Origin of the sequence: Myceligenerans pegani (assembly GCF_014892515.1) — a bacterium.
Taxonomy (GTDB): Bacteria; Actinomycetota; Actinomycetes; order Actinomycetales; family Cellulomonadaceae; genus Myceligenerans; species Myceligenerans pegani.
This window is the reverse complement of the sequence record NZ_JADBGR010000079.1, coordinates 1-17292: the sequence shown is the minus strand read 5'-3', so window position 1 is coordinate 17292 and position 17292 is coordinate 1. Positions and strand designations below refer to the sequence as shown.

Genomic DNA, 17292 nt, shown 5'->3' with positions numbered 1-17292 from the left:
ATACGCTCATGAGAGTCACCGTCAACCCGACCACCTGCATCGCCTCCGGCAACTGCAGCCGGACGGCACCGCGAGTGTTCGCGAACCGGGAGGAGGACGACGGGTACGTCAGCGTGCTCGACGAGAACCCGCCCGAGTCGGAGTGGGCGGCCGTCCGCGAGGCGGAGGACCTGTGCCCGTCGGCGACGATCCACGTCGAGGACGATCCCGGGACGACGTAGTTCCTCGCGACGCCGGCACCGCCTCGTCAGCTCGTGACCCGCCGGGGCACAGCACGCGAGCCACCTCCCGACCAGGTCATCGACCCAGGTCTGCACCTGCCGCGACCGTCTCCACGCACGTGGTACGCGCCCCAGGGCGTACGCCGTGAACTGCTGCGGCGCGCCTCGGCGAAGCGCACCGACGTCAATCGGGCATCGAGCGGCGCCGGCCGACCGGGCGATCGGCGAGCGGAAAGGCCAGCGACCCGGCGCCGACCCACCACTCCATCACGTCGTAGGTGAGCCGGCCCGCGACGACGGACGGGTCGGCCTCGGACAGGCGGGCGGCCTCGTCCGGGTCGCAGGCGAAGATCGACATGCCGCGATACGACGGGTCGCTCCGCTCGTCGAACGGCCCGTTCGCGACGACCAGGCCGCGTCGGTTCAGCTCCGCCCGGTAGGCGAGGTGGCGGGCCTGGAGCACGTCGAGTTCGTCGTCCGAGATCTCCGGCGCGTCCGGCGGACGCCGCAGGACGACGACGGTGTAGACGTCGAACGCGTCGGGGATGTTCGGGTCGCGTGGCATGCGTCCAGGGTCTCAGGCATCGCTCTCCCGCGACACGGCAGGCCTGGCTCCGACGGATTCCGGGCAGGCCGGTCCGGCGCTCAGCGCGTCCGGCGAGCGATCCCCGGGTACCGCAGGATCAGTCCCGACGTGTCGTAGCTCAGCTCGCACCGGAAGTCGAAGGTCGACGACGCGTAGTCGAACCGGATCTCGTCCGACGTCCGGGCGACGAGCCGGTACTCCTGCTCGAGTCGCTCCACCGCGAGGGTGCCGGCACGGACGAAGACGGCGGGCGTGGCGTACGTTTTCCCGGCGACCGCGTCCAGCCGGTGGACCGGCAGGGTGTTCGTCACCGCCGACGACTCGAGGTCCACGTCGAGACAGCCGTCGAGCTCGCGTCGCAGGACGCCCTCGACCAGCCACTGCACGCTGCCCGCGCGATCGATCCGCTCGAGCGTGGTTCGGGCCGATCCGGTCGGCGTCATCCTCTCGATCTCGGCACGGCGGGTGTGCCAGTGCCCATCTGCCTCGATCCGGTACCCGACCGACCATGCCTCAGGGCCCTCGACGGCGGTGGTGTGCCCACGCAGCAGATAACCGGCCGGCACGGTCTCGGCGAAGAGAACCTCGAATCCGGCCCGGACGCCGCTGTGCGTCCAGGCGGACACGAGAGGCATCGGATCGAGCCGCATGTCCCCGACCCTAGCCGGACTCATGCTTGACCACGTCGCGGGGGGAATTCCATGCCGGCGAACTGAACCGATTACGTCAGTGCCAGTTCCGGGACACCCTGCCTTACGGTGCCGTTGCGAGCGCGACCGCCGAATTGCCATTATCTGAGCTTTTCTTGACAGAAGGAGCCATCCGAGACCCTCTGCGTCGAATCTCTGCCCGGGCCTGCCGATGAGGGCTTCGAGGTCGCTCTCGTCGGCGAGCCCGTCCCGAAACGGAGCAGCCGCACATGACCAATCGCATCGACCGGTCCGCATTGATCGGCCTGACGCCACTCGACCAAGAGTTGTTCCGACGCTTCGGGGCGGGGGCATCGGCACCGCCGCCGTTCGTCCTGTTGCATCGGGCGTTCGAGGCCATGGCCCGGCTTCGGCCGGGGACGGTCGCGGTGACGCATGCCGGCGAGGCGCTGACCTACCGCGAGCTCGACCGACGGGCGAACCTTCTCGCCGGGTCGCTCGTGCGGCTCGGCGTCGGCCCCGGGAATCGAGTCGGGCTGTTCGTGAAGCGCTCGATCCCGATGGTCGTCGGCATCCTCGGGGTACTGAAGGCAGGGGCCGCCTACGTGCCGCAGGACGCGCGGATCACGTCGGGTGCGCACCTGGCCCATATCGCGGCGACCGCTGACATCCGTGTCGTGCTGACACTGTCCGAGTTCGTCACCGCCCTTCCGGCGCTGCCCGGCCGGGTGGTGCTCGCGGTGGACAAGCTCTCCGGGGAGCGGGCGGAGCCGCCTGCGGTCGCGAGCGCGCCGGGGGGTCCGGCGATGGTGATCTTCACCTCGGGCACCACGGGTGCACCGAACGGCGTCGCCGTCACGCACGCGAATCTGTGCAACGTGGTCACACACGGGCCGGGAGCACTCGGCGTCCGACCGGGCATGAAGGTGTCGCAGCTGCTCAACATCGCGTTCGACATGGCGGCGTGGGAGATCTTCGTGGCGCTGTGCCGTGGTGCGGAACTGGTGATCAGGGGCGACTCGATCCTGCAGGCCGTGCGTTCGGTCGACGTGGTGATCGCGACACCGAGTGTGCTGGCGAGCCTGGATCCGGCCCTGTGCCGCAACGTCGCCGTGGTGGCGGTGGCCGGGGAGCGCTGCCCGCGCCCGCTCGCGGACGCCTGGTCGTCGTTCGCCCGGTTCCACAACGCGTGCGGGCCTACCGAGGTCACCATCGTGAACACGATCGCACCGCCGCACCGGCGCGGCGAGGAGCCCACGATCGGCTCGCCGCTGCCCAACACCACCGTCTACGTGCTCGATGAGCGCCTTCGGCCGTGCCCGATCGGCGAGGTCGGCGAGTTGTGGGCGGGTGGAGCCTGCGTCAGCCAGGGCTACCTGGGCAATCCCGAGCTGACCGCGCAGCGCTACCGTCCCGACCCGTTCCTCGGTGGCGAGAACCGCATGTTCCGCACCCGCGACCTCGGCCGATGGACCCCGGACGGCCGGCTCGAGCACCACGGACGCACCGACGAGCAGGTGAAGGTTCGTGGCTTCCGGGTAGAGCTCGACGCGATCACCGCCGCGCTGGAACGCACACCCGGCTGCGAACGGGCGGCGACCGTGCTGCACGACGGCGAACTGGTCGGCTTCGTGACCCCGGCGGGAGTGGACGCCGTCGCGGCCGGCTATGTGGTCGCGGGCATCCTGCCCTACTACTGCGTGCCGGCCACCGTCCGGGCTGTCGCCGAACTGCCGACCACGCACCGCGGCAAGGTCGACAAGCGGGCCCTGGTCGCCGGACTGACCACCGAGGAGGCCATGGCATGACACCGGCCGACACCGAACTGGCCCGCCCGCTGCCACCGGTTCGCGGAAGATGGCGCCGCGTGTGGCGGCACCGGCGATTGATGCACCACAACCGGCTCGCCGCCGGTGTGGTCGCGGTCAACCTCGTGGTCCTCGCCGACGGCGGCTGGTGGGGCGACCTGGGCACGATCTCGAGCATGGTGCTGGCGAACGTCGCACTCGCGGCGCTGATCCGGCAGCAGTACGTGATCAACGCGATCTTCCTGTCCGCGACCAGCGCGCCGGTGACCTGGCCACTACGGGTGCGCGCCCTGCTCGGCAAGGTCTACCACGTGTTCGGCGGCATCCACGTCGGCGGGATGGCGTCCGCGACCGGGTGGTTCCTGGTCTTCGCGGCCACCGCGACCGTGCAGCCGGTGGGCGCCGCGGTGCTCGTGGTCACCTACCTGATCGCCGCACTGCTGCTCGCCATGATCACGTCGGCGCTGCCGACGTTCCGGGCGCGCCACCACAACCGTTTCGAGCTGATGCACCGCTTCGGCGGCTGGGGCCTGCTCGCCCTGTTCTGGCTGCACTCCCTCCTCTTCTCCGCCCTCGTCTCCGCGACCGGGCCGGCACCGATCCTGGTGCTGCTCGTCGTGTCGATCAGCATCGCCCTGCCGTGGCTTCGGCTGCGCCGGGTACCGGTACGCATCAGCTCTCCCTCCTCGCACGTCGCGCTCGTGCGCTTCGACTACGGCGTGACGCCGTTCGCCGGCTCGTCCACCACGGTCAGCCGTAGCCCTTTGCGCGAATGGCACTCCTTCGCCAACGTGCCGTCTCCCGGCATGCCCGGATTCCGGCTCACCATCTCGCGGGCGGGCGACTGGACCGGGGCGCTGATCGACGACCGCCCGTCGCACCTGTGGGTCAAGGGCATCCCGACAGCCGGCGTCGGGAACATCGACCGGCTGTTCCGCCGCGTCGTGTGGGTGGCCACCGGCAGCGGTATCGGCCCGTGCCTGCCACACCTGCTCTCGCGCGAGACGCCGTCTCGCCTCGTCTGGTCCACCCGCGACCCGCGCGCCACCTACGGGGACGACCTGGTCGAAGAAATCCTCGCCGTGCAGCCTGATCCGGTCATCTGGGACACCACGGCTCTCGGGAAGCCCGACCTGGTGGCGCTCGCCTACCAGGCGTACCGCGAGTTCGACGCCGAAGCGGTGATCTGCATCTCCAACAAGAAGACCACCTGGAACGTCGTCGAGCAGCTGGAGATGCGGGGCATCCCGGCCTACGGCGCCATATGGGACTCCTGAGAGGCCACCACCATGACCGACAAGACCCTGCTGCTGTCGCACGACCGCGGCGTCCTCACCATCACCGTGAACCGGCCGGACGCGCTGAACGCGCTGAACAGAGAGGTGCTCACCGAGTTGGGCATCTTGCTGGAAGGCCCGCTTCCACCGAACGGGAGCGACATCCGCGGCGTCATCCTGACCGGAGCCGGTGAGCGCGCGTTCGTCGCGGGAGCCGACATCCGCGAGATGTCCGTGATGACCCCGGACGAGGGCGAGGCCTTCGGCGCGCTCGGCCAGAGGGTCACCCGCCTGCTCGAAGAGTTGCCCGTCCCGGTGATCGCCTGTGTGTCCGGCTATGCGCTCGGCGGGGGCTGCGAACTTGCCATGGCCGCCGACTTCGTCTACGCCACCGGTTCAGCGGTGTTCGGCCAGCCCGAGGTGTCGCTCGGCCTGATCCCGGGCTTCGGCGGCTGCGTGCGGTTGCACCACCGGGTCGGACCCGGCTGGGCCAAGGAGCTGATCTACACCGGCCGGAGGATCGATGCCGTCGAAGCGCGGCGGATCGGGCTGGTCAATCGGGTCTTCGACACGCGAGAGGAAATGCTCGACTCGGCCGCCGCGACCCTCGCCGAGATCGCCACGCGCTCACCGGTCGCGGTCGCGTTGTGCAAGTCGGCGATCGGCGACTCGGTCGGGAGAACCACTGCTGACGCGCTCGCCGTCGAGAAGGCGGCCTTCCGGAAGACGTTCACGACCGGTGACATGCGCGAGGGCACGGCCGCGTTCCTGGCCAAGCGGCCACCGTCGTTCCCGGGACGCTGAGTGACCGTGAGCGGTGCACGTCACGCCCGCGGCTCGACGACCACCGCGGTGAGGACCAGGCCGCGGCCCACCAGGAACGATCCGGCCAGCGAGGTCAGCGGGGACGCGCCGTCCAGGCGGTGACCGGCGACACGGAGATGTGCGGTGAACGTCCGGGCATGCGGATCGATCTCCAGACGGGCGTCCTCGAAGCCCAGCCACCGGCCGGTCAGGGGGAACCATGCCTTGTAGACCGACTCCTTCGCGCTGAACAGGAGGCGGTCCCAGTGCGTCGTCGGGTCCACCCGGGTGATCCGGCGCAGCATCTCCGTCTCTCCGGGCACGACGACCGACTCCAGCACACCGCCCGGCAGCGGCGCGTGCGGTTCACCGTCGATCCCCACCGCCGACACGTCCTCCGCGCGTGCGACCGCTGCCGCGCGGTAGCCGGTGCAGTGCGTCAGGCTGCCCACCACCCCGGTGGGCCACCTCGGGGCGCGTCCGGGGCCGGGACGGATCGCGACCGGCGGCAGGCCGAGCTGCGCGAGGGCCTGCCGGGCGCAACGGCGGGTCGTGACGAACTCCCTGCGCCGGCCCTCGACCGCGGCGGCGACGAGGTCGGCCTCGCCGGGGAACGGCGGCTCGTCGCGCACGTCGCCGTACGCTTCCACGCCCCGCACCGTCGCCGGGAGCAGGGTGGCGATCACGGCAGCCCGCCCAGGATCCGGCGGACCGGCGCGGGAGCCCGCGACCGCCGCCCCCACTCGCGCGGGTAGCCCAGCGACACCTCCTCGAACGCGACGCCGTCGTACGTCGTCGAACGCGGTATGTGCAGGTGGCCGTAGACGGCCGCGACCGCCCTGAACCGGGTGTGCCAGCGCGCGGTCAGGTCGGTCCCGCACCACTGGGCGAACTCCGGGTACCACAGCGCGGCGGTCGGCTGCCGCACCAACGGCCAGTGGCTGACCAGCACCGTCGGCAGGGTCGGATCGATCGCGGCCAGGCGCTCCTCCGTCACCGCAACGCGCGCGCGGCACCAGGACTCCCGGTCCGGGTAGGGGTCGGGATGCAGCAGGAACTCGTCCGTGCAGACCACGCCCGCGTCGTGGGCGCGCCGGAGCGACTCCTCCTTCGTGTCCGCACCGGGGACGCGGAAGGAGTAGTCGTAGAGCGCGAACAGCGGCACCACCACGACCGGGCCGTCCGGTGCCGACCAGACCGGGTAGTCGTCCTCCGGCGTGACGACGTCGAGCTCGCGGCACAGGCGCACCAGGGCCTCGTACCGTGCCTGACCCCGCAGCTGTACCGCGTCACCGGGATGGGTCCACAGCTCATGGTTCCCCGGTGTCCAGATCACCCGCCGGAACCGGCCGCGCAGCAGGCTCAGTGTCGCCTCGATGTCGTCGAAACGCTCGCCCACGTCCCCGGCGACGATCAGCCAGTCGTCGTCCGTCTCGGGCATGATCGCGTCGACGACGCTCCGGTTCTCGTCGTACGCGACGTGCAGGTCGCTCACGGCGAGGAGAGAGGCAGGCAACGGGATTCCTCCGGCGAGATTCGTGGTCGGCAGGCGTGCACCTCACTGCGGGCTCGGCCCTGCCACCGTCACGCCGAGGTCGTCCAGAAGGTCCCGGGCCACCCGCTGGGGCTGATCCTCGAGATAGAAGTGACCGCCCGGGTAGGGCCGCAGGGTGAGCTCGCCGGTGGTGTGCTCCTCCCACGCACGGGCCTGGCGTGCGTCGACCAGCGGGTCCTCGTCGCCGACGAGAACCGTGACGGGAACCTCCAGCGGCGGACCAGGGGTCCACCGGTACGTCTCGATGGCGGTGTAGTCGGCGCGCAGTACCGGCAGAACCATCGCCAGCACATCGGGGTCGTCGAGGACCGAACTGCCCATACCTCGGAGGAACCGGACATCGCTGATGAGTCCTCGGTCGTCCATCCGGTGCACGAACCGGCTGTTGGGAACGGACGGGGCCGCCCGCCCCGAGACGAACATCCGGACCGGGCCGGTGTCCGCCAGCAGCCGTGCGACCTCGTAGGCGACGACGGCGCCCATGCTGTGGCCGAAGAAGGCGTAGGGCCCGTCCGGCAGCCGGTCGGCGATCCGGGCGGCGAGATCCTCGATCTCGGCGACGAGGGGTTCGTTCCGGCGGTCCTGCCGCCCGGGGTACTGCACCGACAGGACGTCGAGGTGCGGGGCGAGGGCCCGCGAGAGCGTGCTGTAGGTGCTGGCGGCACCTCCGGCGTGCGGGAAGCAGAGCAGGCGCAGGCGGCCCTCGGCTTCGGGGGCGAATCGGCGGAACCACAGGCTGTCCATCAGTTTCCTCTCTCGGTGGCCGACGGGTAGAACCCGACCTCGGTGAAGAAGGCGAGGTACCGGGCGACGAGGTCGGGCATCATCCGCGGCTGCTCGGGTCCGCCGGCCGCCGCGATCGCGGCCTCGGTCGGTGCGGTCTCCATGGCCGGGTAGAACGCGGCGGTGTTCTCGTTCATCATCTGGAAGGCCTCGAGCAGCGGCAGCAGGGCGTTGGCCGGGTCTGCCCGCACCCGCCGCTCCCACTCGTCCCGGGGCAGCTCGGCCAGCTCGTGACCGGCGTCCCGAGCGCCGGCGACGAGGTCCTGGAACGCCAGCCCGTGCTGGTTGTAGAGGTGGTAGGTGCCGCCGAGCGTCCCGGGGTCCCCGGCGAGGGCGGTGATCGCGGCGCTGACGTGGTCGACGGGGAGCATGTGGACGACACCGGCCATGCCGGTGGGAAAGGCACCGGCCTGCAGCATCCCCTTGAGGCTCAGCCAGACGAAGTCCTTGGTCTGACAGGCGCCGGTGCGCTGGTCGCCCGAGATGACATCGACCCGGTACACCGAGACGGGCAGACCGCGGGTCCGGGCCGCCGCGACGAGCTGTTCGGAGACCCACTTCGTCTGCAGATACCCGCTGGCCAGCGCCTCGGGCGGACCGGTCGGGTCGTCGGCGCGCAGCGGCTCGCCGTCGGCCAGGGCGCCGGCGAAGACGCCGGTGGTGGAGACGTGATGGACGGGGACGGTCCGATGGCGCGCGGCGAGCCGGAGGATCTCCCGCGTGCCGCCGACGTTGGGATCGCGGAGCGCCGCGTACGGGTGCAGCCAGTGGACGGTGGCGCCCGCGTGGTAGATGGCGTCGACGTCCCGGGCGAGCGTGTCGAAGGTGTCGGGATCCAGGCCGAGGCCGGGCACGGACAGGTCCGCGGTGTGCAGGACGAGGCGGTCGACGTCGATCTCGTCGGCGAGCCCGTACCACGTCAGGCTCTCGCGCAGCCGGGCTGCCGCCTCGTCCGTGCCCGCGGCCCGGACCAGGCAGTGCACGCGGGCGCGGGTGGTGCGCAGCAGGTCGCGCAGCAGGAAGCCGCCGAGGAAGCCGGTGGCGCCGGTGAGGAGCAGCTCGCTCGGGTCGTTCGTGCGGTCGACCGGGCCGGCCGGCCGGATGTCGTCGGGTAGCGCCGACTCGGCGGCGAAATCGGTGTGCGCGGAGGTGTCGCCGGGGCCCCGGGTCAGCTCGGCGTGCAGGTGGGTGGCGAGCAGCTCCGGGGTGGGGTGATCGAACACCACCGGACCCGCGAGCCGCAGCCCGGTCGCCGCGGCCAGGCGGTTGCGGAGCTCGACCGAGGTCAGCGAGTCGAGGCCCTGGTCGACGAAGGGCCGGTCCGCGGGAACGGCCGCCGGATCACCGTGACCGAGGACTGCCGCGGTCTCGGAACGGACCGCGTCCAGGACGAGCCGCCGCTGGGCGGGTTCGGTGAGGCCGGCGAGCGTGTCACCGAGCGCGACGGTCCGGTGGGCACTGTTCCGCGCCTTCCGGAGGCCCGTGTGCCGGGCCGGCCCGGCGAGGATGGCGGGTGCCTGCTCCGGGCGTTCCCGGAGCGCGGCGAGGTCGAGCGGTGTGACGACGACGGCGGGCCGGCCGAGCGCGAGCGCGTCGTCGAACAGGCCCGCACCGGACGCGGTCTCCACCGGGCGGAACCCCGCCCGCGCGATCCGTGCGCGGTCGGCCTCGCTGAGGCCCGCACCCATCCCGGCGTCCTGCTCCCACAGGCCCCAGGCCAGCGAGGTGGCGGGCAGGCCGGACGCGGCGCGGTACGCGGCGAGCCCGTCCAGGTAGGCGTTGGCGGCGGCGTAGTTGCCCTGACCCGCACCACCCACGACGCCCGCGATCGAGGAGAACATGACGAACGCGTCGAGATCGGAGCCCTTGGTGAGCTCGTGCAGGTTCCACGCGGCGTGCGCCTTCGGCCGCAGCACGGCATCGAGGCGCTCCGGGGTGAGCGCCGTGATCGTCCCGTCGTCGAGCACGCCGGCGGTGTGCACGACGCCGGTGACCGGGGCGGGCTGCGCGGCGAGGAGCGCGGCCAGCGCCTCCCGGTCGGCGACGTCGCAGGCCACGACGGCGGCGGTGGCTCCGAGCGCGGCCAGCTCGGCGACCAGCGCGCCGGCGTTCGGGGCGGCGGGCCCGCGCCGGCTGACCAGGAGGAGGTTCCGCACGCCGTGCTCGGTGACGAGGTGCCGGGCGAACAGGGCGCCGAGAGTGCCGGTACCGCCCGTGACGAGCACCGTGCCGTCGGGACGCCAGCGGGTCGCGGCGTCGGCCCGGCCGGGAGGCACCGGACCGGCCGCGCGCAGACCGGGGCGCAGCACGCGGCCCTCCCGCACGGCGAGCTGCGCCTCGCCCAGCTCTGCCAGTCGTGGCAGCAGCGCGGCCGAGGTCGCGGCGCGGTCGAGATCGGCGAGCACGATGCGGCCGGGTGCCTCGGCCTGGGCGGAGCGGACGAGACCCCAGACCGCGGACGCCGCGGGGTCGGTGACGTCGAGGACGGCCCCCTCGGTCACGACGACGAGCGGCACCTCCTCGAGCCGTGGTTCGGTGAGCCATTCCTGGAGGAGCGCGAGCAGCCGGGCGAGACCACCGCCGCCGACGCCGTCGGCGTCGTCGTCCACCGGGGCCGCTCGGTACACGACCGGACCGGCGATGCCGGCCGCCGCGACGGACGCGGCGGCCGGGAGTTCAGGAGTACCGATCTCCGCCAGGGGCGCCGGGACGACGTCGGGCGACGGGAATGTCAGCGGCGTCCACGCCAGGTCGAAGAGAGTGTCCCGGGGAACCGGACGAGCCGGAACGGGGTCGCGGAGTTCCACCTCGTCGGCGGTGACGACCGGCTCACCGGAGAGGTCGGTCGCCAGCAGCTCGTGGACGTCGCCGGCGACGGGGGTCAGCCGGACGCGCAGCGCCGTCGCGCCGGTGGCGTGCAGGCGCAGGCCGCGCCACCGGACCGGGGTCCGGGACCCGAGGGCCTCGGCGAGCAGGGCGGGGTGGACGCCGAAGCCGTCGGGATCGAGCTCGGCGGGCGACGTCTCCGGGCCGTCGTCCAGGGTGCCGGGAAAGACCGGAGCGCTCGGGCTGATCCGGGCGGTGGCAACCGTCGTCCACGCGACGTCCGAGCCCTCCGGGCGGACTCCGACCGTCGCGTCGCGGCGTCCGTCGTCGTCCGGGGCGCTCACCTCGACCTGGCACTGCAGCGCGCCGTGCGAGGGCTGGACCAGCGGGAACCGCACCTCCGCCTCGTCCACGCAGGTGCAGCCGGTCTCCACGGCGACGTGCAGCAGCAGTTCGGCCACGACGGTCGCGGGGATCTCGCCCGAGGCCGCCCACGGGAGGGTCCGGGGGACCCTGCCCGGGAACACGATGCGGCCGGTGTCCGCGACCGGGATCGCCGGTCCGAGCAGCGCGTGCCCGCTCGCACCGGTGTCGCCGCTCGTCGGGGCGAGCCAGTAGCGGCGGCGCTGGAACGGGTAGGACGGCAGGTCGACACGACGGGCGCCGGAGCCGGCGAAGAACGCGGCCCAGTCGATGCCGATGCCCTGGAGGTGGAACGCGCCGAGCGCGGCGGCCAGCGCGTCCACCTCAGGACGGTCCTTCCGGAGCAGCGGGACGGCGACGGCGTCGTTCCCCGCCTCGGCGCTCGCCAGCCCGGCGAGCACCGCGCCGGGCCCGATCTCGACCAGCGTGGTCACGCCATCGTGCACGAGCGCGTCGACCGCATCCGCGAACCGGACCGCCTCGCGGACCTGCCGTACCCAGTACTCCGGGTCGGTCAGGTCGGCGCCGGGCGCACCGGTCAGGGTCGAGACGACGGGGATCGAGGGCGCCGTGAACGTCATGCTCTCGGCCGTGCGACGGAACTCCGCCAGCATCCCGTCCATCAGCGGCGAGTGGAACGCGTGGCTGACGGACAGTCGCTTGGTCCGCACGCCCCGGGCGCCGAGCCGGCCCACGGTCTCCCGCACGGCGTCGGCGGTGCCGGAGACGACGACGGAGGTCCGGGTGTTGACGGCGGCGACGACCGCGCCGTCGGCGAGTTCGGCCAGCACGTCGGCCTCGCCGGCCTCGATCGCGAACATCTCCCCGCCGGCGGGCAGCGCCTGCATGAGGCGCGCCCGGGCGCTGACCAGGCGTGCCGCGTCCGGGAGGGTGAGGATCCCGGCCACGTGCGCGGCGGCGAGCTCGCCGATCGAGTGGCCGGCGAGCATGTCGGGCCGGACGCCCCACTCCTCCAGCAGCCGGAACAGCGCGACCTCGAGGGCGAACAGGGCGGGCTGGGCGTACCCGGTACGGTCCAGGAGCTCGGGGTCGGCGCCGAACACCACCTCCTTCAGCGGCCGTTCGAGGGTCAGTTCCGCGCAGACGGCGTCGAACGCCGCCGCGTAGGCGGGGAACGTGCCGTACAGCTCGCGCCCCATGCCGAGACGCTGACTGCCCTGACCGGTGAACAGGAACGCTGTCCTGCCGGTCGTCCGTTCGCCGTCGACGACGGCGCGCAGCGCCTCGGCGAGGCCGTCCCCGTCACGGCCCGAAACGGCCGCGCGCAGCGGGTGGACCGCGCGGGCCGTGGCCAGGGTGTAGGCGACGTCGAGCGGCGTCGCGCCGGCGTCGAGCGCGTCGGCCAGCCGCCGCGCCTGCGCGGTGAGGGCCTCGGGGGTCCGCGCCGAGAGCAGGATCGGCACGGACGGCAGGCCGTGTTCGGCCGGTGCGGCGGGCTCCTCGGGCGGGGCCTGCTCGAGGATGACGTGCGCGTTGGTGCCGCTCACCCCGAACGCCGACACGGCGGCCCGGCGAGGCCGCCCGGAGTCGGGCCACGGGCGGCCCTCGGTGAGCAGCTCCACCCGGCCGGCCGACCAGTCCACGAACGGCGTCGGTTCGTCCACGTGGAGGGTGGGAGGCAGGAATCCGTGCCGGATCGCCTGGATCATCTTGATGACCCCGCCGACGCCGGCCGCCGCCACGGTGTGCCCGATGTTCGACTTCAGCGAACCGAGGAGGAGCGGCTGGTCGCGGTCCTGGCCGTAGGTGGCGAGCAGCGCCTGCGCCTCGATCGGGTCGCCGAGCCGCGTACCGGTACCGTGCGCCTCGACGGCGTCGACGTCGGCCGGTTCCAGCCGGGCGGACGCGAGTGCCTGCCGGATGACTCGTTCCTGGGAGGGGCCGTTGGGGGCGGTGAGCCCGTTGGACGCGCCGTCCTGGTTCACCGCCGAGCCCCGTAGCACGGCCAGCACGCGATGGCCGAGGCGGCGGGCGTCCGACAGCTTCTCGACGAGCAGCAGGCCCACGCCTTCCGACCAGCCGGTGCCGTCGGCGGCGGCGGCGAACGACTTGCACCGGCCGTCGGGGGCCAGGCCGCGCTGCCGGGAGAAGTCGACGAAGCCGCCGGGGTGCCCGGACACCGTGCACCCTCCCGCGAGGGCGAGGGCCGATTCGCCGGACCGCACCGACTGCGCGGCGAGGTGCAGCGCGACCAGCGACGACGAGCAGGCGGTGTCGACGCTCACCGCGGGCCCCTCGAACCCGAAGGTATAGGAGATGCGACCGGACGCGACGCTGCTGAGGCGTCCGGTCATGAAGTAGCCCTCGAGCTCCTCGGGTCCGTGGAGGCCGAGGTAGCTCTGTTCGACGACGCCGGCGAACACCCCGACCGCGGCGCCGCGGAGGGTGCCGGGGTCGATGCCGGCGTGCTCGAAGGTCTCCCAGGCCGTCTCCAGCAGGAGCCGCTGCTGCGGATCCATGGCCAGGGCCTCCCGGGGGGAGATGCCGAAGAAATCGGCGTCGAACAGCGTGGCGTCCGCGAGGAAGCCGCCGTCCTTCGTGGAGGAACGGCCGGGACGACCGGGTTCGGGGTCGTAGAGCGCGTCCACGTCCCAGCCACGGTCGTCCGGCCAGGGGGTGATGCCGTCGCGCCCCTCCTCGGCCAGCCGCCACAGGTCGTCGGCCGACGACACCCCACCGGGGTACCTGCAGGCCATGCCGACGATCGCGACCGGTTCACCGGCGGCGGACTCCACCTCCGCCAGACGCTCGCGGGTCTTCTTCAGATCGGCCGTCACCCACTTGAGGTAGTCGACGAGCTTTTCCTCGTTGGTCTGCTCCGGCTGAGCGGACATGGCGCACCTTTCTCGTCGGACCGCGGTCAGTGGCCGGCCGTGCGGCCGAGTTCGTTGTCGATGAAGTCGAAGATCTCGGCGGCCGAGGCGGACTCGATCCGCTCGGCCGTGTCGGACGCGCCGTCCCAGTCGGGCAGGGCGGGCTTCTCCGCGAGCCGGGCGAGCAGGGTCCGCAGCCGGACGGTCAGCAGGGAGCGCAGTTCGTCGTCGTCCTCCCCGAGTCCGGCGATGATGTCGCCGAGCTGGTCGAGCTCGGCCTTGCCCCGCTCGGCCGGGCTCGTGTCCGGCAGGACCAGCTCCATCAGCCGGTCCGCCAGGGCCGCCGGGGTCGGGTGATCGAAGACGAGCGTCGCGGGCAGCGCGGTTCCCGCGGCCGCCGCGAGCCGGTTGCGCAGATCCACCGCGGTCAGCGAGTCGAATCCGAGGTCACGGAACGGGCGGTCCGGCGGCGCGTCCACACCGCCGAGAACCTGGGTGACCTGGCGGAGCACGAGGTCCAGGACGTGGCCGCCGCGCTCCTCCGGCTCCAGGTCGTGCAACTGGTCGGCGAGGAGCTGGGTCCGCGTGGACCGCACCGGCCGCCGGGAGCCGGCGGGCAGGAGCGTGCGGAGCAGCGGCGGGACGTCGTCGGACGCGCGCAGGCCGGCCGGGTCGAGACGCACCGCCGCGACGACCGGATCGGTGTCCGGCCCCAGCGCCCTGTCGAACAGGGCCAGGCCCTCCTCCTCCGTGATCGGTCGGAGGCCTTCACGCGCGTACCGCTCGCGATGCCGGTCGGAGAGGTCCGCGTCGTGGTCGTGCCCCGTACCGAGGTCCCAGAGCCCCCACGCGATGGACACCGCGTGCTGTCCCTGGGCACGCCGTCGTCGGGCGAGAGCGTCCAGTGCGGAACCCGCGGCCGCGAAGGCCGCCTGCCCGGGAGTCCCGAGGAGGCCGGCCGTCGCGGAGAACAGCACGAAGAGCGGCACGTCACCGGCGAGCTCGTGCAGGTGACGGGCCCCGTCCACGGAGGGACGCAGGACGGCGTCGAGTCGTTCGGGCGTGAGCGTGCCGATCAGGCCGTTGTCGCGGACACCGGCCGCGTGCACGACGCCGGCGAGCGGCCCGACGGCGTCGAGCAGCGCGGCCACCTGGGCACGGTCGCCGACGTCGCACGCGGCCACCGAGACCTCCGCGCCCAGCCCGCGCAGTTCCTCGGCCAGCGCCTCCACGCCCGGGGTGTCCGGTCCGCGGCGCCCCGCCAGCACCAACCGCCGGACGCCGTGCTCGCGCACGAGATGCCGGGCGACCAGCGAGCCGAGCGCGCCCGCGCCGCCGGTGACCAGGACGATGCCGTCCGGGACGGCCCCGGGCGTGTCCCCGGCCTCCTTCCGCACCAGACGGGGTGTCCAGATCCGGCCGCCGCGGACGGACACCTCGGGCGCGCCCGAGGCCACGACCGCGGACAGGAGGGTCTCGTCGGCCGGGCCGGCGTCGTCGAGGTCCACGAGAACCAGGCGGCCTGGGGCCTCGGCCTGGGCGGAGCGTGCCAGGCCCCAGGACACCGCGGCGGCCGGTTCGTCGGGAGAGCCGCACAGGACCAGCGGCACGGCGGCGAGGCGGTCTTCGGCCAGCCAGTCGCGGAGCAGCGTGAGCATGCGATGCGGGTCGGCGACCGTGGTGACGACCGCCTCGGGCCGGTCCGGCGTCGCGAGGGATCCGGTCAGCTCGGCCAGGGTGGCATGATGCGGGGCCTGCGGGAGCAGGTGCTCCACGTCGCCCAGCACGGCCCACCGGACAGGAGCCGGATGCACCGAGGGGAGCGGCGTCCGGTCGAGGGCGAGCAGCGCCGTGGCGTGGTGCCGCTCGGCGCGCTCCAGGGTGCCGAACTCGACGGACTCGACGGTCAGGACGAGGTTGCCGTCCAGGTCCGTGAGCGTGAGCCCGGTGCCCGCGAACGCGGCGCGGACCGCCGCGGCTCCCGAGCGATACAGGCGGACACCGCGCCAGACCACCGCGTCGTCCGGCGACACCTCCCGCAACACGCCGGCCAGCAGGGTCGGGTGAAGCGCGTACCGCCGGGCCGCGCCCGTGAGGTCCTCGGGAAGAGCGACCTCGAACGGTTCGGTCGCGCCGCCCGCCGGCGGGCGGCCGGCGGCCGGGACGTAGATCCCTGTGGCGTAGCGGGTCCACGTCTCGCCCGTGTCCTCGGGGCGGGCGTGGATCGTGAACGGCGTACCGCCGTCCTCGTCGGGAGCGGCCACCGCCACCTGGACCTCGAGCCCACCGTCCGGGGGCGGCACGAGCGCCCGCTCGACGTCGAGCTCGCCGATGTCACCCAGCTCCGTTCCGGCGTGCAGCGCCAGATCGAGCACGACCGAGCCGGGCGCCTCTCCGGGATCGGCCCCGGGCAGCGCGCCGAGCCGGCCCGAGAACACGGTCCCGTTGCCGGAGGCGAGCGGCACGGGCCCGCCGATCGCCGGATGACCGGTGTCGACGGCGCCCGCGGGGGTCGGCTGGAGCCAGAAGTTCCGGGTCCGGAACGCGTAGGTGGGCAGGTCGACGGCCGGCCCTGCCGCGAGCCGGCGCCAGTCGACTTCCATGCCGTCCGCGAACAGGGTGGCGAGCGCGGTCAGGAAGGTGAGCTTCTCGGGGCGGCCTGTGCGCAGGGCGGGGACGGCGTCGGGCAGGAGGGCGCTCAGGACGCCGTCGGGCCCTAGTTCCAGGTAGCGCACCACACCCGCGTCCCGCAGGGTCTGTACACCGTCATGGAACCGGACCGTCGAACGGATCTGCCGCGCCCAGTAGGCGGGCGACGTCAGCTCGGTCGCGATCCGGCCGGTCACGTTGGAGACCACAGGAATGGCCGGCTCGCGGAACGTCAGACCCGAGATCGCCTCCTCGAACTCGGCCAGGACCCCGTCCATGTGCGCCGAATGGAACGCATGCGACACCGACAGACGCTTCACCCGACGACCCCGCTCACGCCACACCCACTCCACCTGCTGCGCCGCCTGGGCGTCACCAGACACGACCACCGACGACGGACCATTCACCCCCGCAACCTCCACACCCGCAACCAACGTCGGCGTCACTTCCTCCTCCGACGCCTCCACCGCCACCATCACGCCACCAGCCGGCGCCGACTGCATCAACCGACCCCGCGCCGCCACCAAGGAACACGCATCCCCAAGATCCAACACCCCCGCCACATGCGCAGCCGTCACCTCACCGATCGAATGCCCCAGCAGAAAGTCCGGACGCACCCCAAAACTCTCCACCAGCCGAAACAACGCCGTCTCCACCGCAAACAACGCCGCCTGAGCAAACACCGTCCGCTCCAACAGACCAGCCTCCGCAGACCCTTCCTCCGCGAACACCACCTCCCGCAACGGACGATCCAGCACCGCATCCAACCCCCCGCACACCGCATCGAACGCCGCAGCAAACACCGGCTCCGACCCATACAACTCACGCCCCATCCCCACCCGCTGACTCCCCTGCCCCGTCAACACAAACGCCGTC

11 protein-coding genes are annotated in these 17292 nt (G+C 72.8%); 4 read left to right on the top strand and 7 right to left on the bottom strand.

The features are described from left to right. Nucleotides 1–8 precede the first annotated feature (8 nt). The gene (locus IIE03_RS10790; protein WP_192862764.1) at nucleotides 9–221 is read left to right on the top strand and encodes a ferredoxin; all 213 of its coding nucleotides are present in this window, start codon (nucleotides 9–11) and stop codon (nucleotides 219–221) included. A 184-nt stretch (nucleotides 222–405) separates the two neighbouring features. Here the strand turns inward: IIE03_RS10790 and IIE03_RS10785 are convergent, their stop codons facing one another. Further along, the gene (locus IIE03_RS10785; protein ID WP_192862763.1) at nucleotides 406–786 is read right to left on the bottom strand and encodes a YciI family protein; all 381 of its coding nucleotides are present in this window, start codon (nucleotides 784–786) and stop codon (nucleotides 406–408) included. An 80-nt stretch (nucleotides 787–866) separates the two neighbouring features. Beyond that, a complete protein-coding gene (locus IIE03_RS10780; protein ID WP_225997592.1) occupies nucleotides 867–1457 on the bottom strand; it encodes a putative glycolipid-binding domain-containing protein in 591 nt (196 codons plus the stop codon). A 269-nt stretch (nucleotides 1458–1726) separates the two neighbouring features. Here IIE03_RS10780 and IIE03_RS10775 point away from each other — a divergent pair, with 269 nt between their 5' ends. From IIE03_RS10775 to IIE03_RS10765, 3 genes are read left to right on the top strand one after another with little or no spacing between them, the layout of a single operon-like run. Then, nucleotides 1727–3265, top strand: a complete 1539-nt coding sequence (locus IIE03_RS10775; RefSeq protein ID WP_192862762.1) for an amino acid adenylation domain-containing protein — start codon at nucleotides 1727–1729, stop codon at nucleotides 3263–3265. Continuing rightward, nucleotides 3262–4542 carry a ferredoxin reductase domain-containing protein gene (locus IIE03_RS10770; protein WP_192862761.1) on the top strand — a complete coding sequence of 427 codons (1281 nt, stop codon included), beginning with the start codon at nucleotides 3262–3264 and terminating at the stop codon, nucleotides 4540–4542. The genes IIE03_RS10775 and IIE03_RS10770 overlap by 4 nt, the downstream gene beginning before the upstream one ends. Nucleotides 4543–4554: 12 nt before the next feature. Further along, complete coding sequence (locus IIE03_RS10765) at nucleotides 4555–5346, top strand: enoyl-CoA hydratase-related protein (RefSeq protein WP_192862760.1); 792 nt, start codon at nucleotides 4555–4557, stop codon at nucleotides 5344–5346. A 20-nt stretch (nucleotides 5347–5366) separates the two neighbouring features. Here IIE03_RS10765 and IIE03_RS10760 read toward each other — a convergent pair whose 3' ends face one another. The 5 genes from IIE03_RS10760 to IIE03_RS10740 are packed head-to-tail and all read right to left on the bottom strand — an operon-like array spanning nucleotide 5367 to nucleotide 17282. Beyond that, nucleotides 5367–6032: a 4'-phosphopantetheinyl transferase family protein gene (locus tag IIE03_RS10760; RefSeq protein WP_192862759.1), complete on the bottom strand. Its 666-nt coding sequence runs from the start codon at nucleotides 6030–6032 to the stop codon at nucleotides 5367–5369. Next, the gene (locus tag IIE03_RS10755) at nucleotides 6029–6862 is read right to left on the bottom strand and encodes a metallophosphoesterase family protein (RefSeq protein WP_192862758.1); all 834 of its coding nucleotides are present in this window, start codon (nucleotides 6860–6862) and stop codon (nucleotides 6029–6031) included. The genes IIE03_RS10760 and IIE03_RS10755 overlap by 4 nt, the downstream gene beginning before the upstream one ends. Before the next feature lie 42 nt (nucleotides 6863–6904). After that, the gene (locus tag IIE03_RS10750) at nucleotides 6905–7645 is read right to left on the bottom strand and encodes a thioesterase II family protein (protein ID WP_192862757.1); all 741 of its coding nucleotides are present in this window, start codon (nucleotides 7643–7645) and stop codon (nucleotides 6905–6907) included. Further along, nucleotides 7645–13788 carry a type I polyketide synthase gene (locus IIE03_RS10745; protein ID WP_192862756.1) on the bottom strand — a complete coding sequence of 2048 codons (6144 nt, stop codon included), beginning with the start codon at nucleotides 13786–13788 and terminating at the stop codon, nucleotides 7645–7647. The genes IIE03_RS10750 and IIE03_RS10745 overlap by 1 nt, the downstream gene beginning before the upstream one ends. A gap of 26 nt (nucleotides 13789–13814) precedes the next feature. Continuing rightward, nucleotides 13815–17282 carry an SDR family NAD(P)-dependent oxidoreductase gene (locus tag IIE03_RS10740; RefSeq protein WP_318842922.1) on the bottom strand — a complete coding sequence of 1156 codons (3468 nt, stop codon included), beginning with the start codon at nucleotides 17280–17282 and terminating at the stop codon, nucleotides 13815–13817. Nucleotides 17283–17292 lie beyond the last annotated feature (10 nt).